Raw genomic sequence first — 26,061 nt, forward strand, 5'->3', positions numbered from 1 at the left:
GGGTCAACGATCCATTGGCGTGGGCTTGCCTGGCTGGGCGCCCGGCTCGGGATTGTCTGGACCAGACGGAATCGGCACGCTGCGCAAGTCCTGCACGCCCACGCGCGGCGTTTGCTGCAAACGCTCAACGGCATGGGTCATGCTCTCCTCTTGGGCGGGTGAGTGTTTGTCCTCAGCGCGCGGAGTGACAAAAACCACGAGTTCGGTTTCGTTGTTCTGAAATCGCTTGGAGCGGAACAGGGCGCCGAGCACGGGGATGTCGCCAAGCAGGGGGACCTTGTCGACAGCGGAGCTCACATCCCTTCTGAGCAGACCACTCAACACAATGGTCCCGCCCGCCATGACGTTGAACTCGGTCTCGGTTTTTCGCGTGCGCAGGGCCGGCCCGCCGATGCCGCTCACCGAGGTGTCAATGTCGCTGACTTCACTCATGATCTTGGCGCGGATCACGCCGTTGTGATCGACGCTCGGGAGTATTTCAAGCCGGATGCCGTAAGGCTTGAACAAGACAGTGGTGCCGTTGATGTTGCTGACGGAATAGGGGAATTCACCACCGGCCAGGAAACTGGCCTTGGACCCGCTGCGGGTGGAAAGCGTGGGCTGCGCGAGAATCACAGCGCTGCCGTTTTGCTCCATCAAGTTCAGCTGGCCATTCAAACCCATGTTCAAGATAGAAAGAACATTCAGGCTTGAAGTGAGCGGAATCGGGCCACCGCCCGGGGACGTGATCGGCGCGGCGTTGGCAATGCCATTGATCAGATTGATCTGATAGGGCCCGGCCTCGCCACGCTGATACGGTGCCATCACAGCCCCCACCGCGACGCCGCCGGTCGCACCCCATTTGAGCCCGATTTCCTTGAGCGCCGTGGTGGGAAATTCGACAACCTTGACATCCATGACAATCATCTTTTCCCAGCCGATGCGATTGGTGAAATTGACGATTTGCGGATAGCGCTTGGCCAGCTCATCAATCTTTGAAAGGTCGCGGTCGCTCAGGTTGTCCCCATCCACCACCACCTTGTCGCCGATGAGGGTGGCCTTGGTGTTGGGCATGGCTGCAAGAAATGCGGCAATCTCCCGCGACACGCGCGCGGACTCCGGCACGACCGTGATCTTGATGCGCCGGTTGCGGCCGTCGCGCGTCCAGACCTGCAAGGACGAAACACCCACATCGCTGGCCATGAGCAGCATTTCCTTGTTGTCCAGCACGGCAGCCGACAAGAGCTTGCCGTTGCCTACCGCCAGACGCGCAACATTGGGCTCTTTGATGACCCGCGTCTCGCCGGCGAACATTTCAATCTCCCCCGCGAAATCGGCTTTCAGGTCAAGTGGCGCTACGGGTTGTGCTTGCTTCACCTCGGCGCGCTTACGCGCGGCAACAACTTCTTCTGCGTAGTTGGACAGGGCGAACAACATCAGCGCCAGACTAAGAGCCGACTTTTTATGAATGCATTTCAAAACTAGAACTCCAGAATATTTCTTCACTATCGAGCCTGAGGCGGTTCAACACTCCCGGCCCCGGCGCGGGCATTGAGTTGGAGCCCCTCGGTGATGGGCTTGCCGCCGTAAATCACGGGAACGGAACTACTGATGGCTGCAACACCGCTGGCAAGCCCCAGCAAGGCCAGTGCATCCGTGCGCTGACCGGAGACACGGCCACTGTCGTTCGGAGCCCGCAGCAAAGCCGTGACGCGGCCGATTTCACGCGCGGCGATGACGCGCTTGGCGTCGTCCGGGGTGGTGTCGAGGGTGATGGTCGTGAAGGTGCGGGCGCGCCCCTCCGAGTTCTTGTCGTGCTGCGAGGCTTTGGTGCCGGTGGCGAGTACCGCAACACTCTGGAGCAGGGTGAAGGTGAAGTGCTGCTTGTCTTTGTTCACGGAGACCACGATGTCAATCAAGTCACCCGGTTCGACCATGCCGGACAAGGAGCTGATTTCATCCACCGGAACTGTGACGGCGCGACGACCTGCAGTCAGCCGTGCGGAAAATGTGGGGGTGCGCTGCCTTTCCAACTGCGCCCAGATCAACGGCTCGCCTGCGCTGGCGGGGTAGGCCAGCACGGAACCATTGGCCCGATCAAACTGATCGGGTGTGAGCGCACCGGAGTGCGCCCACTCTTTGGGCATGGCGCGCGTGGCCATATTCACGCTCGAGAGCGTGCTGCCTTTGGCAAGGTCGGACTTGGCCACCACGACTTGCACCATGACCTTGTTCTTGTCGCGTGCTTCGAGCTCGGCCACCTGGCGGCCGAGGTAGTTTTTTGCGCCAAAGGCAGCCAGCGCGCCAATACCCAAAGCGGTGAGTAAAACAATCCAGTTTTTATTGATTTTGAAAGCCATGAGTGAGGATCTTTTACAGAGGTAGTGACAAGAAACTGCTTAGGCGGTTGAACCCGGTTTCCACGGAGGAGAGAAAGAGATCGATGACCGAAGATTCGCCAGAAAAACTGACACCCACCATCATCATGACGACCACCATGCCCACCAGGTATTCCGTCATGGCCTGGCCTGAGTGCCGATTGGAAATGTGTATTTTTTTCATGGATACTGAATGGTGGTAAGCACAATTTGCGTCTCGCCGCCTTTGCGCACCAAGGTGAGCTGGGCATCTCGCTGCTCACCCTTGAATAGCTGAACATGCTCGGTTTGGCCGTGCCTTGACGGCGCCCCATCCGGCTCAAATCCACGGGAGGCAAGCTCCTGGGTCAGCGCCTGCACATTGGTGTCAATGCCATGCCTGTTGCCGACTACCAGTTGGCGGGAACGCTTGCCGGCGTCCACCGATTCCATGTCGGACATCACCGTGGAATTTGCAGGCAGACCAAAGCCCAAGGGGCGGTTGGCGGCACGCTTGGCTTCAATCCGGTCACTGACCGATACAAGCACTTCCGTCACCTTTGCCGACAGGGGGCGGATATTGATTGTGATGAAAAAGTCACCAAGCTCCTGCGACAGAATGTGACTGCCGGGCAGACCTTGCTCCGCGTGCCGGGTGCCCAGGGCCTCGCGGTAAAAATTGATCAATTCTCTCGGACTCTGGCTGGACAAAACGCGATGCATCTGCATAGGTACGCCATTGAGCCGAACCTGATCGCCTATGGCTTCAACGCGGGCACCTCGGGGAAACGCAATCTCCGGCCAAGCCGCTTGAGCAACGGCCGAGCCCAGTGCCAGCAGTAGCGCGAGTTGAATAGGGATAAGCCTCATTCGGTGCCAAGGCGATCTGCGGGGACCACATCGGGATCGACCCTGCCAACATCAGGCGGGCTGGTGCCCCAATCCAATACTGGGATGAAGGGCGCGAGGATTGCGGCTTCCGTAGCCAGCAGCGCGTAGGGGAAGGCCGCGCCTGAGCCCTGAATTTTGCTTCGCACCGCATCCGGCCCACTGGCCGCCCAAGGGTCGACCAACAGCGTGGTGGATCGGCTCATTGTGAGCCCCAGTGCATCAAAAGGTGACAAACCAGCAACGTCGGCAACACTAACGGTGACTCGCCCGGTGTAGAGGTTGTCATGCGACAAACCAAATGCGCCAGCGAAACCCGCGCCGATCGGCTGCGTCATGCCTTCTTTGCTGCTTGCCACGCCCACGTTATGGTTGAATACGGGTAACAGGGGAGCACCTCTGTGGTCAAACCAGAGGGTGTTGCGGTGGGCATTGAAATCTCCCGTTGCGTCATTCGTCTTGATGGGCGCATCGCTATTGCTGAAAAAACGCCGCCGTACCTCCTGCGCCAACTCCGCATCTGTTTTCCAGCCGTCGCTGCTGGAGGTGTGCCGAACCACCCCTTCGAACGCCACATAGCGGCCGGCAACCGCCGTGGTTTGGGCAATGTCCATGAATTTCCCAATCAACGGCACGATCAGCAGCAACGGAACCAGCACCAGTGACAGGACGATGAACTCGACCGTGGATTGCCCTTGCTGATGGCGCACGCGCAACTGCAACTGACTATTACTTTGCAGCATCAACAGGAGGAGCCTCGCACGGGTTGATGCCGGTTTTCGCTTTCTGCTTGGCACACCATTTTTGAGTTGGATTTTCCGGGGATGTCGAAAGCGTTCGCGTGTTTTCGACCTTGTCACCTTCTGGCGGAAAGAACCTGGCTCTGGGCAACATGACATCCATAGACGCTTCGGTTGCATGGTCTTCACGTAGTAGCTTGTCCCTGGCAGATACCAATGATCCTGCTAGCCGTACATGTCCGGGAAAGGGTGTGTTTGTGGCTTTCAGGCAAAAAGTGCCTGACACCGGACCGGTAATTTCACGAAGCTCGCAGCGGTGGCCCGCGTATGTTTTGTAGCCCGAACCCGGGGATACGGTGGACATATCGAACACGGGAAAAACACCAACCAGCAGAGAACCCATTTCCGGGGATAGTTGTTGGTGTTCGGTGCGGATCCAGTAGCGGCCCTTCTTGGGATTATTTTTCAGCTCAAAGTGGGTATAAGTTTTGGGTCCGTAGTGCCAAATATCGGTGCTCGTCTGCGCTACAACTTCGACGTCACAAACCGACTTCGTCAGCAGCGAGGTCTGCTCAGTCAGCCTGGTGGCCATGTGCAGTCCGGTCGCAAAATATTCATCAGTTTCCAGCTTTCCGAGGTCGGCCAGATTACCTTTGAAATTAAAACCACCCGCGACTTTTGCGCATGCGGCTGCGTCTTTTCTGCTCGCACCTGCAGGCAGCATGGCGCAAACAGACTTCACAGATTGGCATTGGTGTTTCAACGCCTTGATCGTTTCATTTGCAGCATTCAAGAGATGGGCAGAGTTGCCCGAGCGATGAACATGGATGCCCGCAATCGGCCCGGTCAAGTCCATGGCCTGCGTTGGCAGATGCCCAAGGAAAAGCCCAATGGCCATGATGACAACACGCGGTCCCGCCACAGGGCATAGGATCAAATTCAAAATCTTTGTAATCATGGAAGTGCCAAGCCTTGCTTGACTTGCGCCAAGGCACGTTGCGCTGCAGAAACAGGTGCCAGCCGCGCTTGCCAATAGGGGTTGAACAAGCTGCCGTACTCTTCACGGTTAGACAGTTGATTCTTGCCGTCCGGCCGCTCGAAATAGACTTCCACGCGGGAAATCGCGGCACTTTCGGCGTTGGCGTGTTGGCCCGCATACAGAGCAAGCCGCCCTGAGGGCTTTACGTTGCTGGAACCGCCCGAGAAGCGCTGCTGACTGCTGGGTTTTGAAACACGAATGGCCAGTGAGGTGCGTGGGTCATCCTTGGCGCTACCGGCCATGACGCTTTCAGACAAATCGTAGAACTCGGGTATGGCCCCGCCCGTCAGGGTAGGGGGTTCAAAGCCGTCGGCAACGTTGTCATCGGCCTCGCTGCTCGCACGGGGATTTGTGCTGCGTGACCCCGAAAAATCCACTCTGGAGTCGTCCAGACCGTCATCGGAGTAGGCCTTACCGTAACCGATGGCGGCTTCGGTGTGATCGCAGCCATCCCAGTCCAAGCTATACAAATGCGCAGAGAACGTGTCTATGGAGGACCAACCTTCGGTCAAGTCGATTAGCTCGGTTCCGCCGCGTTTGCTGAATTTTAGGCCGTTGCATAACAGAACCACGCCAAGATCCCAGTTGCGACTTTTGAGAAATGCATCGCGACTGTCCTGGACCACTTGCCCCATCCGCTTGCGCTCGTCCTTGCTTTCGTAGCGCTGGGTAAATCCCATGAAATCGTCGCTGAGTGGAAGCAGATCTACAAGCACGCTCGGGTCGTTCCTTTTTGCAACCTCCTCCATGACCGTGCGACGGCTGAGCAAAGCGATAGCGTTCGAGGGGCCGTGAACGGCCAGTTGCGACCCTTTGAGGACAAACATGGCGGCGTCGTGGGCGGTGACCGCGTAGGCGAAAAATTGGGTACTTTCGGCTGCGAGTTCCGAGATTTCATCCAGCGTCTCGGATATCAATGTACCCACGTAAGGAATCAGGTTTGCCCACGGCGAAATGTTCGCGGCGGCGGTACTGACGTACTTAGCCCAGGATCCAAGACCCACGGCCTGACCGATCGCGATCTCATTGGCGAGGATGGCGCGATTGGTGTAGGCGTCGTAGTTCAGGACCCGTGCCTCAAAAACACCGGCACTGTAGGCGACGGCATCCGCGGTGTTGGTGAGACGGATTTTTTCCTGCACCAATTGCCCACTGTTGAACATGAAAAACAAAATGGCCGCCACGGCAACGAGCAAGACCAGCGCCAAGGGCAAGGCCTGACCACGCTGGGCGCAACGGAATTTAGGATGCATTGAAACGGACAAGACCACTGTCTATCCATGGGGACAGACAGTGAAATGATTACTCGCCCTTGTTGCCGGTGTAGGTATCAAGCGTCTCTTTTGTGGCCGCTTTGGCAGCGCCTGCCGTTGCGTCGGTTTGCGCCTTGGTCTTCGCCGCCGTGCCGTCATTGCCCGACAACTCTTGCGCTATCGCAGCGGTCTGGTTGCGAACTGTGCTGCCGAAGTACTGATACACCGCGATGGCGGCAATGGCGATCATCGCGACGATGATGATGTATTCGGTCATGCCTTGACCGCGCTGACTGCTTCTTGAATTTTTCATGGGTTGGTTGCTCTCTCTGGGTGATAGGGGCATGCCGCTCCGGCCGGCAAGTCCTGCGGATGTTAGGGATCACCCCATAGCTTCGCCATAGTCCGTTTGGACTATGGACTAACTTTCACGTCTTAAGAAATGCAGACAGAAAATTGCGACACCGCAAATAGCCTATTTGTAGGGCAGCAGATGCTGACGCGTGGCTTCAGCCGCGGCTTGTGCGCGCGTGTTGACCCGCAGTTTGACCAGGATGGTTTGTGCCTGGTTTTTGACTGTATTGGGCGAACTATCAAGAATCAAGCCAATCTCGCTGTTGGTCTTGCCTTGACAGATCCAGCCCAGAACTTCGCTCTCCCGGGCAGTCAATGCCTGTCGTGGCGGTAGTGCGCGGGCCAGAGGCGCCGCAGGAGATTGAATGCAGCGCAGCAAGGCGGCGTGCATCGCCGGAACCATCAGCCTGAGGAGTTTTCCTTGCTCGTCTCCCGGTGGGGAAGGCAGCTTGTGAAAACTGAAGAAGGTCATGTGATCCCGATGAATGTCAAAAAGACCGTGGGCTGCGATGTTTTGAAGTCCGCTGGCGCTAAAAGCCTTTAAGCAACCGAGGTTGAGCGCCGCAGCATTCAGGCTCAGGTCATACATCTGAGGTTCACCGCTTTTCAACCAGCGCTGCATCATGAACGTGTGATATCGACCTTGCGCAAAATGTGCAGCCTTGAGGCATGAATCAGAAAAATTTTCCGATACAACGTCAAGCGGTTTGACACCGAAATCAAGCACTTGTCCCACGCAAGCCACAAAGGCGCCATGCGGAAGAACGAGTTGAAAATCAGTCTTTGTCCAGGTAATGAAGTCGTCTTTCGTGGACACCAGGTCCAGCGACTCCAACGCGGTGACAACTGCGGAACGACTGGCTCCGCCGCAAGGCTTGTTTACCCACTTCATTCTTCCCCCCCCTTTGATGCAGATTTCCCGCTGGTCCCAGCGAGTCATTTGTTGGACCAGTTCATGGAGCGTTTGCAGCGCGTACGAATGACTCACGCCATGTACGACACCTCGGTCATGCACAAGGGATTCAGTTGCCGCCGCTTCGGAGTGTGCGCCCAGAGTTGTATAGACAACTGCGGTGGGTCTTGACGTTCCGTGACGACACTGGCTGGCGCAGATACACCTGCGTGATTGAGAACGCAACAAGTCGCGCGTTAGGAAGAATAGATTGATTTGCCATAGATAACCTCAACGAAACTGACGGATCGCGCCTCCCCAAGGAACGACTGAACTAATTTTTTGTTGAGTGTACAAGCCAAAAAATGCCCAATTGCCGTCTCGTTACATGCCGTAACAAGACCGAGTCAAAAGGGTTACCCGTCCGCCATCAAGCTTGACGGATACAGCCAACGATGCGGCGTGCTAGGAAGGGGTTCGCAGGACTTCCACCGTCGTTCGCACATCAGCCGCCCAAGCGCGGCGGTCACGCCCTTGCGCGGACTGGGGGTCACCAAATATCAGAACCGCGCACAGTTGCGGCGAGGTGAGCGTGCGCCAGACCGAGCGCATCAAGGAGTCGTCGCCGATGTAGCACGGCGCCAGGCTGTGCTCGCCACTGGCGAAGTCCGTAAAGCGCAGCGCCACTGGCAGCACCGGCGCATTGGCCGCGATGGCGGCCTGAAACAGATTGGCATGAAAGGGCAGCATATTCACGCCATCGCTGGTGGTGCCCTCTGGAAAAATGGCCAGAATGTCGCCCGCCTGCAAGCGCTCGGCCATGTGGTGCACCACACGCATGGCGTCGCGGCGGGACTCGCGCTCGATGAACAAGGTCCCCGCACCGGTCGCCAATGTACCGATCAGCGGCCAGTGCTTGACGTCGGCTTTGGAGACAAAGCGGCAGTGGCGCGCAGCGTGCATCACCACAATGTCCAGCCACGAGATGTGGTTGGCTGCCAGCAGCGCGGGGCCTTGTGCCGGTGGTTCACCAATCACTACCAATTTAATAGCTAGCCGCGCAAGCAGGGTATGGGCCCAAAGCTGAATTCTTGCTTCTTTTTGCGCAGAAGTCAGTCGCGGGAACAGCACCACAACCATGACACAACCGGTCATGATGTGCACCATGGCACGCGTGAGCCGCCAGCCAGCGCTGACGCGTACGCCCAGGCGCTTCATCAAGCCTGAAAGGCGACTTGCCCGCCCACGATCGTGCAGCGCACGCGGCCTGGCAGTTCGTAACCCGAGAAGGGAGTGTGTTTGCCCTGGCTACGCAAGGCGCCAGGTTCCACCGTCCAGACGGACTGGGGGTCAAACACGCACAGATCCGCCACGCCGCCTACCAGCAAGCGGCCGACGCGGCCTTGACGCTTGCCCAGTGAGGCACCCAGCACATCGGCCGGCCCGCTGGTCACCGCGGCCAAGGCACGCGCCAGTGGCACGCCACTGTCTGCGCTCCATTTGAGCGCCAGACTGAGGAGCAGCTCGACACCCGTGGCGCCCGCCTCGCTCTCGGCAAAGGGCAAGGCCTTGGCATCTTCGTCCACCGGCGTGTGGTCGGACACCAGCGCATCGATGGTGCCGTCCGCCAGTGCTGCGCGCAGGGCATCGCGGTCGCGCTGCTGGCGCAAAGGGGGGTTGAGCCGGGCGCGGCTGTCAAAGTAGCCAATATCCGCGTCTGTCAAATGCAGCGAGTTGATGCTGATGTCACAGGTGACAGGCAAGCCCTCCAGCTTGGCCTGGCGCACCAGGGCCACGCCGGCCGCGCTGCTCAAGCGGCACAGATGGACCCGGACACCCGTGACCTTCATCAACTCGAAAATGGTGTGCAACGCAATCGTCTCCGCCACCACCGGCACGCCGGCCAAGCCGAGGCGGGTCGCCAGCGCGCCGCTGGCCGCCACGCCTTTGCCGAGAAACAAGTCCTGCGGTCGCAGCCAGACTGCATAGCCAAACGTGCTGGCGTACTGAAACGCGCGCTGCATGACCAGGGTGCTGGCCAGGGGCACTTCGGCCTGGCTGAACGCGACGCAGCCCGACTCGGTCAGCTCCACCATCTCGGTCAGGGTTTCACCGGCGAGGTTCCGGGTCAGGGCACCCAGCGGGTAGACGCGACACTGGTTCAGTTTTTCGGCCCGAAAGCGCAACATTTCGACCAGGCCCGGCTCATCCAGCACCGGCTCGGTATCGGGTGGGCACACCAGACTGGTCACGCCACCGGCCACGGCCGCCGCCATCTCGGACTCCAGCATGCCTTCGTGCTCATGGCCGGGCTCGCGCAAACGCACCGCTAGGTCCATCAAGCCGGGCACCACAATGCAGCCGCTGACGTCAATGGTCTGCGTCGGCTGGAATTCATTTGCTATATTTTTAATAGCTACCACCGCACCATCGACGAGGGCTACGTCCACAATTTCATCGAAACCGCTGGCAGGATCGATGACCCGGCCGCCTTTGATTAATATATTCATATCAGGCCTCGTTCCCCGCCACGATGCTCATCACCGCCATGCGCACGGCAATACCGAACGTTACCTGCGGCAGGATCACGCTCTGCTTGCCGTCCACCACGGCCGAGTCAATCTCCACACCGCGGTTGATGGGACCCGGGTGCATCACGATGCAATCCGGCTTGGCCAGTTGCAGCTTCTCCGGTGTCAGGCCGAAGCTCTTGAAAAATTCCTGACTGGAAGGCAGCAACGCGCCGTTCATGCGCTCACTCTGCAGGCGCAGCATGATGATCACGTCGCAGCCGCGTATGCCCTCCTCCAGCGTGTGGCAGACGCGCACGCCCATTTGCGCCATATCAGAGGGCACCAGGGTCTTCGGCCCAACCACACGCACTTCGGCACAACCGAGCGTGGTGAGGGCGTGGATGTCGGAGCGCGCCACGCGTGAATGCAACACGTCGCCCACGATGGCCACGGTCAGGTTGGAAAAGTCTTTCTTGAAATGCCGGATGGTGTACATGTCCAGCAAGCCCTGGGTCGGATGCGCATGCCGTCCGTCACCGGCGTTGATCACATGCACATGCGGCGCCACATGCTGGGCGATCAGGTAGGGCGCACCTGACTCGCCGTGGCGCACCACGAACAGGTCGGCCGCCATGGCGCTCAGATTGGCGATGGTGTCCAGCAGCGATTCGCCTTTGGAGGCCGATGAGCGGGCGATGTCCAGGTTGATGACATCGGCACTCAGACGCTTGGCGGCAATCTCGAAGGTGGTGCGGGTACGGGTCGAATTTTCGAAAAAGAGATTGAACACGCTCTTGCCGCGCAACAGCGGCACTTTCTTGACTTCGCGGTCATTGACGCTGACAAAATTTGCCGCCGTGTCCAGCACCTGGGTCAGGATACTTTTGGGCAGGCCCTCGATCGAGAGCAGGTGAATCAGTTCACCGTTTTTATTGAGCTGGGGATTGCGCTTGTAAAGCATGGCTTAGCGGGACTCCACGTTGAAACTGAAAACCCCGGCTTCATCGCGGGCCAGCGCCAGAGACTGGCTGGCGGGCAAGGCCACACGGGCGGCGCAGAAATCGGCCTGAATGGGCAGCTCGCGCCCGCCCCGATCCACCAGCACCGCCAGCTTGACGCTGGCCGGCCGGCCAAAATCGAACAATTCGTTGATCACCGCGCGAATGGTGCGCCCGGTGTAGAGCACGTCATCGAGCAGGAGGATGTGCGCGTCGTTCACGTCAAAGTCAATCTGCGTCTGCGCCCCGGCCGTCATGCCACGGCGGGCGAAATCATCGCGGTGCATGCTGGACGAGATGACGCCGGGCCGCTCGGCCAGGTTCATGTCCCGCTGCAAGCGCTCGGCCAGCCAGACGCCGCCGGAGGTGACGCCGACCAAGCGCGTGCCGGGGCCATGGAGGCCACGCACGCCGGAAAGAAAATCAAGGTACAGCGCCTCCGCGTCCAGCGTGAGTGTGCTCATGGAATACTCCTCAGAAACTGTTCCAGAATAATGCAGGCCGCCGCAGCATCCGCGTCCTTGGCCCCCATGGAGAGCGCTTCGGTGGTGGTGTAGCGCTCGTCCACTTCAAAGACTGGCAGCTTGAAACGGCCATGCAATTGGCGGGCAAACTTGCGCGCCCGCAGGGTATTTTCATGTTCCGCGCCATCGGGGTGGAACGGCACCCCCACCACCAGCGCGTCGGGCTGCCATTCTTTAATGTGCAGGGAAATTTTGACGAAGCGGGCGTCGCCCTCGGCGGTGATCGTGCCTTGCGGCTGGGCGGTACGCATCAGGCGGTTGCCGACGGCGAAGCCGGTGCGCTTGAGACCAAAATCCAGGGCCAAAAAAGTTTGCAGTCCGGCCGGCACGCTCAGGGGCGTTGCGCCCTTCTCACCGCTCATGCATGCCCCGCATCAGGTGACAACATCCACGCCTCAAAACCCAGCAGCTGCAGGGCCTGGTCATAACGCTGTGCCACCGGTGTATCGAAGATGACGCTGGTGTCGGCGGCCACCGTCAACCAGCTGTTGTCCGACAGTTCGGCCTCCAGCTGGCCTTCACCCCAGGCGGCGTAACCCAGCGACACCAATACTTTGCGCGGCCCCGCGCCCGTGGACAGGGCTTCCAGGACGTCTTTGGACGTGGTCATTTCCAGGCCACCCGGGATCATCATGGTCGAGGCGTAGACGGATTCGCCCGTCTTGCCCTCGCTGGCAAACAGTGCTTCATGCAAGACAAAGCCCCGCTCCGTCTGCACCGGCCCGCCCTGAAATACCGGGGCGCCTGTCAGGTCCTCACGACGCAAGGGCAACTCCACCTTGTCAAACAGGCTTTTCAAGCTCATCTCGCCGGGTTTGTTGATCACCAGCCCCAGGGCGCCGCGCTCGCTGTGCTCGCAGACGTACACCACGCTTCGGGAGAACATTTCATCCTGCAAACCAGGCATGGCGATCAGAAAATGATTCGTCAAGTTGGTGAAGGCAAAATCTGAGGGCATGCAACAATTTTAACGGCGATCATGAACAAGCAATTTGAAACAGGTTTGATGTGGTTCCGCCGCGATTTGCGTGTGGTGGACAACGCCGCGCTGTGCCTGGCCTTGAAGGCCTGCCGGCAGGTGCATTGCGTTTTCGTCTTCGACCGGGACATTCTCGCCGCCCTGCCGCGCGCCGACGCCCGAGTGGAATTCATCCGTGCGGCATTGTGCGAGCTCGACGAAGACTTGCGACAACTGAGCCGCACACCGGGCGCGGGCCTGATCGTGCGCCAGGGACGAGCGGACGAGGAAATCGCGACCCTGGCCAAAGAACTGCAGGTGCAGGCCGTCTTTGCCGCCCATGATTACGAGCCGCAGGCGCGGGCGCGCGACGCCCGCGTGCGGGAAGCACTGGCGCACGCGGGTGTGGCCCTGCAGACCTGTAAAGATCATGTGATTTTTGAAGACCGCGAAATCCTGACCCAAACCGGGACACCCTATGGCGTTTTCACCCCTTACAAAAATAGGTGGTTGGCGACGGTCACATCCCATCACCTGCGTGGCCACGATGCGGCCCCTATCGTTGCCGCCCTGGCGCCACGCCCGGCCACCCTGCAGCAACCGGTACCGGCTCTGGCCGCGATTGGATTTGAAACCAGCAAGCTGAGCGCACTGAAAATCCCGACCGGGGCGTCGGGCGGTCGCCAGCTGTTTGAAGACTTCTTTGAACGCATGGACCGCTACGACGAAACGCGCGATTTTCCGGCCGTTAAAGGCCCGAGCTACTTGAGCGTGCACCTGCGCTTTGGCACGGTGTCCATCCGCCAACTGGCGGCCACCGCCCTGCAGCGACAAATTCAGGGCAGCCGGGGCGCTGCCGTCTGGCTGGGCGAGCTGATCTGGCGTGATTTTTATTTCCAGATTCTGACCAACTTCCCGCACGTGGCCCACGGCGCCTACAAACGGGAGTACGACGCGATCCCATGGGAGCGGGGCGAGCATGCCGAAACGCTGTTCAAAGCCTGGTGCGAGGGGCGCACTGGCTACCCGCTGGTGGATGCGGCCATGGCCCAGATCAACCAGACCGGCTACATGCACAACAGACTGCGCATGGTGGTGGGCAGCTTTCTGGTGAAAGATCTCGGCATTGACTGGCGCCGGGGTGAAGCCTATTTCGCCCGGCAGCTCAATGATTTTGATTTGGCGGCCAACAACGGTGGCTGGCAGTGGATCAGCTCCAGCGGCTGCGACGCGCAACCGTATTTCCGGATTTTCAATCCAGTCAGTCAGAGCAAGAAGTTTGACAGCGAGGGCAAGTTCATCCGCCGCTATTTGCCACAACTGGCGAAACTCAGCACAGCAGCCTTGCACGCACCCTGGACCGCCTCCCCTCTGGATTTGCAGTCGGCTGGCGTGGTACTCGGACAAAACTATCCTGCGCCCATCGTGGCGCACGAGGTGGCGCGGGCACTGACTCTGCAACGGTATGCGGTGGTCAAGAACTCAGTCCAACCGTCTCAAGCTCAACGTTAGCTACGTATTTAATAGCATATTGCGCAATAAGAACGGGGGCTAGAGCCTTATTTAACCCTCAAGCGTAACGGCACAGTACTGCCGCACCAGACCAATCAGCGCTTCCTCCGAATACGGCTTGCCCAGATAGTGATCAACCCCCAGTTCACGCGCGTGCTCGCGATGCTTCTCGGCAATGCGCGAGGTAATCATGATGATGGGGAGGTCGCGCAACTTGGCATCGCCGCGAATATTTCGCACCAGATCGAAACCATCCATGCGTGGCATTTCGATGTCCGACAGCACGACCGCAGGTTTCTCCTCCAGCAAACGCTCCAGGGCCTGCAAACCGTCGGCCGCCAACGCCACCCGGAACCCTTCGCGCTTCAGGAGTCGCTGGGTCACACGGCGCACCGTGATCGAGTCGTCCACCACCAACACCAGGGGCGCCTGGCTGGCACCCGCCATCAGGAGCGGCGCGGGCGCCGCACCCGCTGAAGACACATCGTCAACGGCTTGCTCGGCGTTCAGCTTGAGTTGACGCGCCTGGTCACCATAAACGGAAGCCAGTGCCACCGGGTTATAGATCAGGACCACGGCGCCCGACGCCAGCACCGACATGCCGGTCAGACCGGGGAGACGGGACAGCTGCGGCCCGAGATTCTTGACCACGACCTCCTGGTTGCCAAGCACTTCATCGACGTGCAATGCGACCCGCTGACCGGCACTGCGGAAAATGGCAACGGCCAGGGTTTTGGTCCTTGTCTCGCTGCTGGTCACCGAGGCCTGCAACAAGGTCCCGGCCCAGAAAAACGGCACTTGTTCATTGTTGAAGGTAAACAGATTGTCCTGGTACGCGCGCTCCAAGTCAGCTGCCGGCACCCGGCGCACCATCTCGACCAGATTCGCCGGCACGCCGACCACCAGCTCATCCATGCGCAGCATGACGACCTGCGTCACCGCTGTGGTGAGTGGCAGGATCAGTGTGAACTTGGTGCCCTGCCCGCGCGCGGTCGATGTTTCAATGCGGCCACCCAGGGCATTGACCTCGGCCCGCACGACGTCCAGACCGATGCCACGACCGGCCAGTTCGGTGACCTGCGAGGCGGTGGAAAACCCGGGGGTGAAAATCAGGTTGGCTGCTTCAGAATCCGTTAGCGACGCCGCGTCGGACAGATGCCCTTCGGCCCCGGCTTTTTCGCGGATTCGATCCAGGTCGAGACCCGCACCATCGTCGCTGAACTCGACCGTCACGTCATTGCTTTGCTGTTGGAGATGGATGGTGATCGTGCCTACCGCCGGCTTGCCCGCGGCGGCGCGCACCGCTGGCTCTTCGATGCCATGCGCCACCGAATTGCGCAGCAAATGTTCAAACGAGGGGGCCATGCGTTCCAGCACGCCACGGTCCATGTCCAGCGAGCCCCCGACGATGTCCAGCTTGACGAGGCGGCCGGCATCCTTGGAGGCCTGGCGAACAACGCCGTACAAACGCTCCGCAATCCCCTCGAACTCCACCATCCGCGTGCGCAACAGGTCGCGCTGCAACTCACGGGCCTGGCGACCCTGGGCAATCAAATCATCCTCAGTCCCCTCTACCGTGCGCTGCAGACTGCGCTGCACGGTGGCCACGTCATGCACCGATTCGGCCATCATCCGGGTGAGTTCCTGAACCCGGGTGAAGCGATCAAACTCAAGCGGGTCAAAGGCCTGCGCGGAGTCTTTGGCCTGCGCCAGGCGGGACTGCATCTGGGACTCCGATTGCAGTTCGATATCGCGCAGTTGATGCCGCAAACGGTCCAGATTGCCGGTCAAATCGCCCAACGATCCACGCAGCTGACCCAAACGGGCCTCCAGCCGCGAACGCGTGATCATCACTTCGCCGGCCTGATTGACCATGCGGTCCAGCAACTGCGAACGCACGCGCACGGTTTGGTTGGACGCCGGCCGCAACGCCACGGGCGTCAGGGTCGCCGCGAAGGCAATTGGCAACGCCGCTGAAGGCGGTACCGGTGAAATGGCGGCCAGGGGAGAGTCCACCTCTTGTTCCACCGGGCCAGCTTCGGGCAGGCTCAGGGCCTGTTCGGGCGTGGCACGGAGGTGGTCGAAATGGGCCTGGATCGCATCAAAACGGACCAGCAATGGCTCCAGCTGAGACGCCTGCAAGTCTTCAAGCCCAAGCCGTTCAATAGCGGACTCCATGCGATGCGCCATCTCACCCAGGTGCATGGCGCCAGCGAGGCGCGCACTGCCTTTGAGCGTATGCAGGACCCGCAATACCTCGCTGCGGGCGCCTAGGTTGTCCGGGCGGGCCGTCCATTGCCGGAGCGCGCCACCGAGCTGCGGCAACAACTCAAGCGCCTCTTCTTCAAAAATCGGGAACAGGTCAACATCAAGCACATCGAGCACGTCGATGTCATCATCTTCGTGCTCTGGGTGCGCGTGTGTTACTGCGGCACTGACCTCGGGCGGCACGGCGACCGGCGCCACGAGGTCTAGATCCGGGATGGCCGGCACGGCTGAATCGCTGGCGATGGCAGGGGCCTCTGGCGCATCCGGTTCCAACGCCTCAATAGGGTCAACCGCCACGAGCTGATCAAAATCAAGCTCATCAAGCTCGATGGGCGCTTCCGCCTCACTAACGAGTTCGGCATACAGACTGTCTTCGACCTCTTCTGCAACGGACGGAAATTCAATGTCCAGAATGGCTTTGAGCGCGTCAATCAGGGCCTGGTCCGGCTCCTTGAGGAATCCGGCCGCAAATTGGTGCAACAGGCGACGAATATCTTCCGCTGCCTCAATGAATACTTGGGCATGCTCAGGAACCCCTTGCCCATGAAGCTGCACATGCCGCAAGGCTTGTTCCAATGCCCGGGCAATCTCGGACAAGGCCATAAACCCGACAGTGGCGGAACTACCGGACAGCGAATGCGCCCATGCAACCGTGGTGTCAGACAAAGGTCGTGGCAACTCAAGCGCCCATTCGTTGAGCTCGGTGAGCAAACGGCGAGACCATTCATCCGCCTCGTTCAGATAAACGTTGTAAAGAGGAATATCGATACGCAGGGTCCCGATGACCTTGACCTGATCTTCCAGACCCGCGTCTACAAGCTCAGCCGGTTGGGACTCCGGCGCAAACTCGACAGCAGCGCTCTCCACCTCGGCCAGTTCAGGATGCAATGTCTCCACTTCGTCCAGAGCCGCCGCCGTCTCCAAAGGAGATTCTGCAACCTCTGAGACCTCTGGGACCTCGGCAAAATCGAAGTCAAGCAGATCAAGCGGCACTTCCGCCGCGGAAGCCAGCGATGGCGCTGCCGCTGCGTCACGCACTGACAGATCGGGGCCGGCTTCAACAGCCTGAGTCACATCGAAATCAAGTATTTGCGTCGAGACGAAGTCAAAATCAGGATGCAAATCTTCCATCTCTGCTTCCATCGGCACTTCTTCGCCCGGCAGCACGAGCTCCACCCTACGGTTGTCAAGACGCAATGCATCTGCGGCCTTACTAAAGACCTGCGCGCTCCATGGCGCATCGTCTCCGCTCGCGATGTCCTCCACCCAGCGACCGAATCCCTGCAGGGCCTTGTCGGCGAGGCTGAGCAAGTCATCGCTGGCCGGCTTTTGCTCTGCCAGCCAGGTGTTGAGCAACTGCTCCATGGACCAGGCGGCTTCGCCAAATTCGTTGAGGCCGACCATGCGCGAACTGCCCTTGAGTGTGTGCAAACACCGTCGAAGCGTGGTCTGTTGTCCCAAATCAGTGGGGTCTTCGGCCAGGTCCCGGATGGCTGCCATGGCGGTTTGCACCACGTCACGCGCTTCTTCCAGAAAGATATCCTGCAAATCAATCTCGTCGTCGTCCTCCGGCTCGACGAGTGCCGCCTTCACCGATTCTTGCGCCGGCACCACCGCCGTCTCAGCCACTTCAACCACACGCTCTGCCGGCGGGCTCACAACCGGCATCTCCACGGCAACGGATTCGTCGACCGCAACGCTGTCAACACCCACCTCAGGCAGCGCCGTCTTCTCACGCCCCATCAGGGGTTTGAATTCGCCTAGTTCTTCGTCATACACAAAGAGTTTTTTGGCCAGCTCACGCTGATAACTCAACATGTCAATCAAAAATCCAAGCGCTCCCAGGCTGTTGCCCAACTTCTCGAAAATACCGGTCCGGGCGGATTCGACATCAATATCGTCAACCAGGAACTTTTCGACACTGCCCCGCATGCGCAAGGAGGCCAGCGCGGCTTGGTCCAGACCCAGCACCGAAAAGACGCCCCGCATTTGGGCCAACTGGCTGGGCACCTCATGCAGGGGTACTTTGTCCTGTGGATTGCGAAAGAAAGCATCCAAGGATTTTTCAACCTCACCCAGCGTCGTTCGCAACTCGTCCACCACACTGCCCATGATCTGACGATCACTGACCCGGCGGTACAGGTCCTCCATCCATCGCTCCAGTGGCTCGGTCTGGCCACCCGCATTGACGTGTTCCAGTCGCCTGGCAAGACTGGCACTGCGCTCCGTCATGTGCGAATCCGTGGGGTCCATATCTTCGTAGGCGGCCTCAAGAAACAGCACGGCCGTGGCCACTTCCATGGCCAGCGCGGGCACTGGCGCCTCGCCTGAACGGGCGGTCGTCTCTATCGCCTGTGTCAGGGCGCGCGCCAAATCACCACTCTCGGGATGCAACTTCAATACCGAATCGCTCACCAGGCTGAATTGATCCGTTGCCACCTTCAGGCGATTGGTATCACCGCCAGCGAGGGCAGACCAGGTCTCAGTCGCCGCGGCAATACGTTTGCGAGCCTGAACCAGCAGTGCCGGATCGAAGCGTCCGAACTGAGGCGTCTCGTAATCAAATGACTGCGTCTGGGTCAAGCCATAAGCTGCGCGAACGGCAGCCAGCACCGGCGCATCGGCCGCACTCGCGGGAATGGCTTGCGCACAGAAAAACAGCAAATCCTGAATCAGACGCTCGGAAACACCCTGTTCACCACGCGCCAGCGTTCTGTATTGAAGAAGAATGCGGGACGCAGCCCGCTTGCCGTAAACATCGGCGGGACAAAGGCCCAGGGACACGGCTTCAAAATACGCGCCACAAATTTTCCAGAAAATCCGAGGTTCCAGCGCGCTTTGCGCCGCTGCAAAACCCAGACTGATGTCGCGCATGGTTTTTGCCGCGACCTTCTCGCCCGACTTGACAACTCTCAGGACCAATCCGTCAAGACGGGCCCGAATCGACGAGTCGTACGCCAGCGGTACGGACTCTTCAGGCATCGCGACATCAATCCAACGCCATTCGAGAGGCCACAAATCCGCCGGATGCACGCGATCATCGCCCACCAGCTCCAGTACGTCGCGGTACTGGGGAAACAGGGCCACGGACGATGCACTTTTCCCCTTGAGAACACCTTCCAGGTATTCAGTCAACGCAAAGCTGGCCCGCTCCACCTTGTTGGCGGCTTCATCGCTGCAAAGCTCGGGACGCTGCACAAATTTCTGTGCCAGCGCCTCCATGGCGCGCAAAACCTTGGCTGGCTCGGCCATGCCCACCATCTCCAGCGCACCGACGGCCTGATGCAGTTGCTGGCGGGCAATGCGCAACTGGCTGGCATCCAGCGCAGCCAGATCAGAGCCGCGGGCCAACTCCGCATCACGGACAAAGCGGCGCAGTGCTTTGGTCGCACCATCCAGCGATTTCCTCAGCTCATCAAGCACCCAGGCCAGAGGCCCGAGGTCATTAGTCGTGAGTTCGTTGTCGCCAGTCGGGGCAGCGTTCGGTTGCATGGGTTCGTGCACTCCTGGGGATAGCAAATTCACACCGGTGAGGCTCAGGCAATCTTGAACCGGGCCACGGACTGACGCAGTTCTTCAGCCATTTTCGAGAGCTCGCGCACCTGGGTGGCGGTGGATCGTGTGCCCTCGCCGGTCTGCTCGGTCACGGCAAAAATATGTTGAATATTGTCAGCCACCACATTGGCCAGGTTCGCCTCGCGAGAGGTGGAGTTGGAAATCTGCTCGATCAGCTCGGCCAGGCGACGCGACACCTGGTCAATTTCGGTCAGGGCGGTGCCGGCGTTGTCTGACAGTTTGGCCCCTTCCACCACGCCCTGCGTAGAGCGCTCCATGGCGCCCACGGCATCCTGGGTATCGGTCTGAATGGCCTTGACCAGCGCGGAAATCTGACGCGTTGCATCGGCGGATCGTTCGGCCAGACGCTGCACCTCTTCGGCCACGACGGAGAAGCCGCGACCGGCCTCCCCTGCGGAAGCCGCCTGAATGGCGGCATTCAGCGCCAGCACGTTGGTCTGCTCGGTAATGTCAGAAATCAGTTCCGTGATTTCACCAATTTCCTGGGACGATTCGCCCAGGCGCTTGATCCGCTTGGATGTTTCCTGGATCTGGTCGCGGATGGAGTTCATACCGCCGATGGCATTTTGCACGGCCTGCAGACCCACCTCGGCCGCTCGCAGCGATTGCCTGGCCACTGATGCCGACTCTTGCGCCTGGACCGACACATCATTGATTCGCGAAGCCATCTCAACCACCGAACGGCCGGTTTCCCGAATTTCATGCAATTGCTCGTTGGACGCAGCCAAAAGCTCTGTTGAAGTGGTGTCCACATCCGCTGTGGTCTGCGCCACGCGGGCCGCAGTACTTTGCACGTTGCCCACCAGGGAGCGCAACTCTTCCACCGTGTAGTTCACGGAATCGGCAATGGCACCGGTAATGTCTTCCGTAACGGTCGCCTCCTGTGTCAAGTCCCCCTCCGCAACCGTCTGCAATTCATTCATCAACCGCAAAATGGCCGCCTGGTTGGCGTCGTTTACCCGCTTGGCCTCTTGCTCCTGGCGCTCGGCATCCACACGTTGTGTCTCGGCCGCGACCTGGCGCTTGCGACTGTCCAGCAACTGGACGTAGGACAGACCACCCGCGCACAGCATGGCAAACAAAGCAGCGCCCACCAATACCGAGAAGGCGGCGAGTCCAAGACCCGTGTTCGATGACAGTTTGCCCTGTAGTTCTTCAAGATTCCGACGCAGAGGTTCACTGTCCGAAATAATCGAAACCTGCGCCTCCCGTGCCGAAACAAGCCCCTGCAGATTGCCCAGAATGGCGCCGGCCTGCGTGCGGGTTTCCTCAAATAGCTTGATCAAGGCTTCCAACTGTTCACGCGTTTGCGGATCTTTCGAGGCCATCAAACGCAATTCAGAGCTGCCCTCCAGCAGACCCAGTGAAATTTCCTTGAACGAGTTCAAATCCTTGCCCAGCAGAAAAACGGCCTCGGGGCTCACCCCCTCTGCCGTCAGAAATTCGTTGGACGATTTGCCAATCCGCTGCGTCAACATGACCAGCTGACCGGCCGCCGAGATCTCTGTCGCCGGAGCATTTTGCTGCAGCTTGAGCGAAGACACGGTCTCGGCAATTTCCAGCAGGTCTGAAGACTGCCGATTGATCAGACGAAGCGCCGCGCCCACCTGCGTCAGGATTTTCTGCTGTGTCATCACCGTGGCTGCATTCTTTTCGGCCCGCTCCATCAGGGGTGATATTTTCTCCAGCTCCGACTGGTAGTCGGAACCCAAGGCCGCCAGACTCATCTGGTCATCACCGGTCTTCAGACCGCGCACTGAGCTGGCGAGAACGCCGGAGCTCTCCACCACGTCCGGAAAGGCCTGCGCGCCCCCCACCAGCGCCTGCGAAACCGACTTCGCCAACCGTTGCGACTGCATCAGGGAGTTGCCCGTGGCCTCCACCTGGCGCGCCACGCGGTTTGCCTGACTGAGTGCCAAGAGCGTTACAGCCGCAAGCAGGACCAGTGCCAAGCCCAGCAGAATCGACAACAGCCGCTGATGCTGGACCACCGTCTTCTTGCCCAGAATGGGCAGGGCAATCAGGTCCTTGGCATCTTCACCCGGCGCGTCGCGCATGTCCAGACCTGCAGCAAGCTTCCCCTGCGCGGTCACTGCGGGCTCCACGGGCTCCATCATGGCGTCCGACATGCCCAGGCTCAAGCGGGAATCCTCCTCGGACTCCAACGACTTTTTTGCAAACAGATTTTTCAGTTGGTCGACGACGGACATAAGGAAACCTTAGTAAAAGACTTAAGCGCTAATGCTGAGAAATTCGGAAAGTTGGGACAAAGACTGCAGGTTGATTTCCTGCCAGTGCACGCCATTGAGGTCAGTCAGCAGGCTGCCAAAATAAACCGGGGAGCCCGCAGGCGGTACCGCTGACGCGGAGAACGCATCGCGTTTGCGAAGCCCTGCCAGACCATCCACCATCAAAGCACAATTGAGTTCCAGTGCCGCATGAAAGGTGATGACACTGGATTCAGCCAGCGACTGTTCGCCTCGGACCCGAGTTGACCCGTCACCCATGAAGCTGGCCAGATCAACGACGCCGTACAGGGAACCGCGGAGATTGATGACCCCCATGAACCACGGGCGAGCGTAGGGAACCAGCTGGATGCTGGTCAGCGGGAATATCTCGCCAGACTGCGACAGGGGGAAGAGATAGTTGGCCTCACCCACCTTGACAGCCAGCCACGACGCGGATATCCCCTCGGTGCGGGCCGCCTGCAATCGGCTGGCAAGGCGGGTCTGGAGTTCTCGGAGAGCTTCGCGATTAGCCATGCCGTCCTGAGGATTTCAACCCAAAGCCTTGATCTTGAGCATCAACTCGTCCGCATCGACCGGTTTGGTGATGTAATCCCGCGCCCCCTGACGCATACCCCACACCCGGTCAGTCTCCAGGCTCTTGCTGGTACATATGATGATCGGGATACCCGCGTACTCCGGGGTCCGGTTAATGGACCGCGTCAGCTGAAACCCGTTTTGACCGGGCATCACCACGTCCATGAGGATCAGATCGGGCTTCTCCTCGGTCAAACGGCGAAAAACCTCATCGGCGCCCTCCGCTGTGCGCACTGACATGCCGTTTTTTTGCAACAAATTCGTCATGAACATCAATTCAGTCTTTGAATCGTCCACGACCAGAACTTTCTGGATAGCCATTAATTTACTCCTTGCATTACGGTGCCAAACTGCTGAACAGCCTGCAACAACTGGTCTTTGGTGAATGGTTTTGTCAAATAATCCTGCGCCCCGACCATGCGCCCGCGCGCCTTGTCAAAAACGCCATCCTTGGAAGACAGCATGACAATCGGCACACCAGAAAACCGGGCATTGCGTTTGATGATCGCGCAGGTCTGGTAGCCATCCAGGCGCGGCATCAGGATGTCACAAAAAATAAGATGCGGCTGGTAGTCATTTACCTTGGCCAGCGCATCAAAGCCATCCTCAGCGAGCATAACTTCATGCCCACCCTGTTTGAGAAAAATTTCGGCGCTGCGGCGGATGGTGTTGCTGTCGTCAATCACCAGAACCTTAAAAATCGACCCAGTCATATTCACAAGACATTGCTCCTGAACTGAGATTCAAAAAAATTAACGGTGCACATCCTAATCACAGGGCTAAATTTGCACCATTTCGAAGTCTTCCTTGCGGGCACCACATTCCGGACACGTCCAGTTGAGGGGCACGGCGTTCCACGGCGTTCCCGGCGCCACACCATGATCGGGGTCACCCATTTCTTCATCATAGATCCAGCCACAAATCAGACACATCCACGTTTTGCTCTCGCTCACAGCTCAAAAGGCCTTCCCATAGAATGCAGTCATTGATGAATGATAAAGACGACGTGCAAGATATCCGCACCGCACGCCATAACTTGCGATATTCTGCCTGAAGAAAAATACAGGCCTGCTTATGCAACCACCCATGGTTTCCCCTATAGACGAAGAGCTGCCTGAGGCGACGCATCCGGCATGCGTGATGGTGTTCAATGCCAGTGACCCCAGCGGCGCGGGCGGCCTGGCGGCGGATGTGACCGCCATTGCCTCGGTGGGCGCACACGCCCTGCCCATCGTGACCGGAGCTTACGCGCGTGACACGGCCGAGATCTTCGATCACTTTTCCTTCGACGACGAGGCCGTGACCGAGCAGGCCCGCGCAACCCTGGAGGATGTGGCGGTTCAAGTGATCAAGGTCGGCTTTGTCGGCTCGCCGGAAAATCTCAGCGCGGTCGCAGGGATCGCCGCCGACTACGCGGATGTTCCCCTGATCGCCTACATGCCTGACCTGTCCTGGTGGGATGAAGTCCAGATTGACCTCTACCTGGACGCGTTCAAGGAATTGATCTTGCCCCAGACGACCGTGCTGGTCGGCAACCACAGCACCTTGTGGCGCTGGTTGCTGCCCGACTGGAGCACGGAACGCCCGCCGGGCGCACGCGATATCGCGCGCGCCGCGCAGGAACTGGGTGTGCCCTACACGCTGGTGACCGGCATTCCCCTGCCCGACCAGTTCATTGACAACGTACTTGCCTCCGCACAGACCGTGCTGGCCAGTGAAAAATTTGAGCGCTTCGAAGCGGTTTTTTCGGGCGCCGGAGACACCCTGTCGGCTGCGCTGGCGGCCCTGCTGGCCAGTGGCGACGACCTGTCGGAAGCCTTCACCGAGGCGCTCAGTTACCTGGATCGTTGCCTGGAAGGCGGCTTTCGCCCGGGCATGGGCCATATCGTGCCAGACCGGTTATTTTGGGCCCAACCGGAAGAAGAGCCTGACGCAGCATCCGACGCCCTCTCTTCTTTCCCCACCCTGGAACTCACGCCGAATGACACAAAACATTGACCACAACCACACGCTGTTTGAACGCGCCAAGCGGGTGATCCCCGGTGGCGTCAATTCACCGGTCCGGGCCTTCAAGGCAGTCGGTGGCACGCCCCGCTTCATCCAGCGCGCCCAGGGCGCTTACATGTGGGACGCCAACGACCAGCGCTATATCGACTACATCGGCTCCTGGGGCCCGATGATCCTGGGCCACGGCCACCCGGCAGTGCTCAAGGCCGTGCAAGACGCCGCGCTGGAAGGCTTCTCGTTCGGTGCCCCGACCGAGCGCGAAGTCGAACTGGCGGAAGAAATCCTGAAACTGATGCCGTCCATGGACATGGTGCGCCTGGTCAGCTCCGGCACGGAGGCGGCGATGAGCGCCATCCGTCTGGCGCGCGGCGCGACCGGCCGCAGCAAGCTGATCAAGTTTGAGGGCTGTTACCACGGCCATGCCGATGCGCTGCTGGTCAAGGCCGGCTCGGGCCTGGCCACCTTTGGCAACGCCACCAGCGCCGGCGTACCGCCCGAGGTGGTGCAGCACACGCTGGTGCTCGAATACAACCACATCGGCCAGCTGGAAGAAGCTTTTGCCCTGCACGGCGATTCCATCGCCTGCCTGATGATCGAGCCGATTGCCGGCAACATGAATTTCGTGCGCGCCTCCGTCCCCTTCGTGAAGCGCTGCCGCGAACTCTGCACCCAGTACGGTACCTTGCTGGTCTTTGACGAGGTCATGAACGGGTTTCGCGTGGCCTTGGGTGGCGCGCAAAGCGTCTACGCGCGCGACATCCCCGGCTTCGAGCCCGACATCACCGTCATGGGCAAGGTCATTGGCGGCGGCATGCCGCTGGCGGCCTTTGGCGCCAAGCGCGCGGTGATGGAACACCTGGCACCGCTGGGCGCGGTGTACCAGGCAGGCACCTTGTCCGGCAACCCGGTGGCCACCGCCTGCGGCTTGGCGACCCTGCGCGAAATCCAGAAGCCCGGTTTCTTCGAAGACTTGTCGCGAAAGACTCGCTTGCTGGTGGACGGCTTGACCCGCGCGGCCCATAGCGAAGGTGTTTCTTTCTGTGGCGACAGCGAGGGCGGCATGTTTGGCTTCTTCCTCTTTGACGTGCTGCCGCAGAACTACCCCACGGTCATGAAGACGGACAGCGCCCGCTTCAACCAGCTCTTTCATGGCCTGCTTGACGGTGGCGTCTACATTGCACCCGCCCTGTATGAAGCCGGTTTTGTGAGCGCCGCCCACACCGACGACGACATCGCAGCGACCGTGGCCGTGGCGCACCAAGTATTCAAATCACTCTCAAAATAATAGCTTCTTGCGCATATCACACGCGGGCTAGAGGCCGATTTGGCATAAAAAAAGCGGCTTTTGGCCGCTTTTTTTTGATTCAGCGCCGCAAGCTCG

General features: G+C 59.6%; 24 protein-coding genes. 3 read left to right on the plus strand and 21 right to left on the minus strand.

Annotated elements, in window-relative coordinates:
• Nucleotides 1-3: 3 nt before the first annotated feature.
• From C5P05_RS11800 to C5P05_RS11870, 15 genes are all read right to left on the minus strand, one after another.
• Nucleotides 4-1,458, minus strand: coding sequence for a type II and III secretion system protein family protein (locus tag C5P05_RS11800; RefSeq protein ID WP_232834452.1), 1,455 nt, complete (start codon nucleotides 1,456-1,458; stop codon nucleotides 4-6).
• Nucleotides 1,459-1,484: 26 nt separating this feature from the next.
• On the minus strand, nucleotides 1,485-2,339 hold the full coding sequence (gene cpaB / locus C5P05_RS11805) for a Flp pilus assembly protein CpaB (RefSeq protein ID WP_114970031.1): 855 nt from the start codon (nucleotides 2,337-2,339) through the stop codon (nucleotides 1,485-1,487).
• 13 nt (nucleotides 2,340-2,352) lie between these two features.
• Complete coding sequence (locus C5P05_RS11810; RefSeq protein ID WP_114970032.1) at nucleotides 2,353-2,541, minus strand: hypothetical protein; 189 nt, start codon at nucleotides 2,539-2,541, stop codon at nucleotides 2,353-2,355.
• Nucleotides 2,538-3,206 carry a hypothetical protein gene (locus tag C5P05_RS11815; protein WP_157979309.1) on the minus strand — a complete coding sequence of 223 codons (669 nt, stop codon included), beginning with the start codon at nucleotides 3,204-3,206 and terminating at the stop codon, nucleotides 2,538-2,540. Before C5P05_RS11815 ends, C5P05_RS11810 begins: the two co-directional genes overlap by 4 nt.
• Nucleotides 3,203-3,970, minus strand: a complete 768-nt coding sequence (locus tag C5P05_RS11820; RefSeq protein ID WP_198674701.1) for a hypothetical protein — start codon at nucleotides 3,968-3,970, stop codon at nucleotides 3,203-3,205. The genes C5P05_RS11815 and C5P05_RS11820 overlap by 4 nt, the downstream gene beginning before the upstream one ends.
• The gene (locus C5P05_RS11825; RefSeq protein ID WP_114970035.1) at nucleotides 3,954-4,922 is read right to left on the minus strand and encodes a hypothetical protein; all 969 of its coding nucleotides are present in this window, start codon (nucleotides 4,920-4,922) and stop codon (nucleotides 3,954-3,956) included. Before C5P05_RS11825 ends, C5P05_RS11820 begins: the two co-directional genes overlap by 17 nt.
• Complete coding sequence (locus C5P05_RS11830; protein WP_114970036.1) at nucleotides 4,919-6,256, minus strand: pilus assembly protein TadG-related protein; 1,338 nt, start codon at nucleotides 6,254-6,256, stop codon at nucleotides 4,919-4,921. The genes C5P05_RS11825 and C5P05_RS11830 overlap by 4 nt, the downstream gene beginning before the upstream one ends.
• Before the next feature lie 49 nt (nucleotides 6,257-6,305).
• Nucleotides 6,306-6,569 carry a hypothetical protein gene (locus C5P05_RS11835; RefSeq protein WP_198674703.1) on the minus strand — a complete coding sequence of 88 codons (264 nt, stop codon included), beginning with the start codon at nucleotides 6,567-6,569 and terminating at the stop codon, nucleotides 6,306-6,308.
• A gap of 162 nt (nucleotides 6,570-6,731) precedes the next feature.
• A complete protein-coding gene (locus tag C5P05_RS11840) occupies nucleotides 6,732-7,751 on the minus strand; it encodes a helix-turn-helix transcriptional regulator (protein WP_157979310.1) in 1,020 nt (339 codons plus the stop codon).
• Between the two features lie 216 nt (nucleotides 7,752-7,967).
• Complete coding sequence (locus tag C5P05_RS11845) at nucleotides 7,968-8,720, minus strand: lysophospholipid acyltransferase family protein (RefSeq protein WP_198674704.1); 753 nt, start codon at nucleotides 8,718-8,720, stop codon at nucleotides 7,968-7,970.
• Complete coding sequence (locus C5P05_RS11850) at nucleotides 8,720-10,012, minus strand: dihydroorotase (protein ID WP_114970039.1); 1,293 nt, start codon at nucleotides 10,010-10,012, stop codon at nucleotides 8,720-8,722. The genes C5P05_RS11845 and C5P05_RS11850 overlap by 1 nt, the downstream gene beginning before the upstream one ends.
• 1 nt (nucleotide 10,013) lies before the next feature.
• Nucleotides 10,014-10,976, minus strand: a complete 963-nt coding sequence (locus C5P05_RS11855) for an aspartate carbamoyltransferase catalytic subunit (RefSeq protein ID WP_114970040.1) — start codon at nucleotides 10,974-10,976, stop codon at nucleotides 10,014-10,016.
• Nucleotides 10,977-10,979: 3 nt separating this feature from the next.
• Nucleotides 10,980-11,477 carry a bifunctional pyr operon transcriptional regulator/uracil phosphoribosyltransferase PyrR gene (gene pyrR, locus C5P05_RS11860; RefSeq protein ID WP_114970041.1) on the minus strand — a complete coding sequence of 166 codons (498 nt, stop codon included), beginning with the start codon at nucleotides 11,475-11,477 and terminating at the stop codon, nucleotides 10,980-10,982.
• Nucleotides 11,474-11,899, minus strand: coding sequence for a Holliday junction resolvase RuvX (gene ruvX, locus C5P05_RS11865; RefSeq protein WP_114970042.1), 426 nt, complete (start codon nucleotides 11,897-11,899; stop codon nucleotides 11,474-11,476). Before ruvX ends, pyrR begins: the two co-directional genes overlap by 4 nt.
• Nucleotides 11,896-12,495, minus strand: a complete 600-nt coding sequence (locus tag C5P05_RS11870; protein ID WP_114970043.1) for a YqgE/AlgH family protein — start codon at nucleotides 12,493-12,495, stop codon at nucleotides 11,896-11,898. Before C5P05_RS11870 ends, ruvX begins: the two co-directional genes overlap by 4 nt.
• A 21-nt stretch (nucleotides 12,496-12,516) precedes the next feature.
• On the opposite strand from C5P05_RS11870, the gene C5P05_RS11875 reads away from it, so the two are divergent.
• Nucleotides 12,517-14,007, plus strand: coding sequence for a cryptochrome/photolyase family protein (locus C5P05_RS11875; RefSeq protein WP_114970044.1), 1,491 nt, complete (start codon nucleotides 12,517-12,519; stop codon nucleotides 14,005-14,007).
• Nucleotides 14,008-14,058: 51 nt separating this feature from the next.
• On the opposite strand, the gene C5P05_RS11880 is transcribed toward C5P05_RS11875, so the two are convergent.
• The 6 genes from C5P05_RS11880 to C5P05_RS11905 all read right to left on the minus strand — a co-directional run bounded on the left by C5P05_RS11880 (nucleotide 14,059) and on the right by C5P05_RS11905 (nucleotide 23,605).
• A complete protein-coding gene (locus C5P05_RS11880; protein ID WP_114970045.1) occupies nucleotides 14,059-19,767 on the minus strand; it encodes an Hpt domain-containing protein in 5,709 nt (1,902 codons plus the stop codon).
• 44 nt (nucleotides 19,768-19,811) lie between these two features.
• The gene (locus C5P05_RS11885) at nucleotides 19,812-22,061 is read right to left on the minus strand and encodes a methyl-accepting chemotaxis protein (protein WP_114970046.1); all 2,250 of its coding nucleotides are present in this window, start codon (nucleotides 22,059-22,061) and stop codon (nucleotides 19,812-19,814) included.
• Nucleotides 22,062-22,082: 21 nt separating this feature from the next.
• Complete coding sequence (locus C5P05_RS11890) at nucleotides 22,083-22,613, minus strand: chemotaxis protein CheW (protein ID WP_114970047.1); 531 nt, start codon at nucleotides 22,611-22,613, stop codon at nucleotides 22,083-22,085.
• Between the two features lie 15 nt (nucleotides 22,614-22,628).
• The gene (locus C5P05_RS11895; protein ID WP_114970048.1) at nucleotides 22,629-22,994 is read right to left on the minus strand and encodes a response regulator; all 366 of its coding nucleotides are present in this window, start codon (nucleotides 22,992-22,994) and stop codon (nucleotides 22,629-22,631) included.
• Nucleotides 22,994-23,386, minus strand: a complete 393-nt coding sequence (locus C5P05_RS11900) for a response regulator (protein WP_198674709.1) — start codon at nucleotides 23,384-23,386, stop codon at nucleotides 22,994-22,996. The genes C5P05_RS11895 and C5P05_RS11900 overlap by 1 nt, the downstream gene beginning before the upstream one ends.
• A gap of 66 nt (nucleotides 23,387-23,452) precedes the next feature.
• Nucleotides 23,453-23,605, minus strand: a complete 153-nt coding sequence (locus C5P05_RS11905) for a rubredoxin (protein WP_198674705.1) — start codon at nucleotides 23,603-23,605, stop codon at nucleotides 23,453-23,455.
• Between the two features lie 154 nt (nucleotides 23,606-23,759).
• Between C5P05_RS11905 and thiD the strand changes: the two genes are divergently transcribed.
• Together thiD and hemL are read left to right on the plus strand one after the other, a co-directional pair.
• Nucleotides 23,760-24,671, plus strand: a complete 912-nt coding sequence (gene thiD / locus C5P05_RS11910) for a bifunctional hydroxymethylpyrimidine kinase/phosphomethylpyrimidine kinase (protein WP_232834453.1) — start codon at nucleotides 23,760-23,762, stop codon at nucleotides 24,669-24,671.
• Nucleotides 24,655-25,965 (plus strand): glutamate-1-semialdehyde 2,1-aminomutase, encoded by a 1,311-nt coding sequence (hemL, locus tag C5P05_RS11915; RefSeq protein WP_114970052.1) that lies wholly within the window; start codon nucleotides 24,655-24,657, stop codon nucleotides 25,963-25,965. The genes thiD and hemL overlap by 17 nt, the downstream gene beginning before the upstream one ends.
• Nucleotides 25,966-26,061 lie beyond the last annotated feature (96 nt).

Source organism: Rhodoferax ferrireducens (genome assembly GCF_003347515.1).
Taxonomy (GTDB): domain Bacteria; phylum Pseudomonadota; class Gammaproteobacteria; order Burkholderiales; family Burkholderiaceae_C; genus Rhodoferax.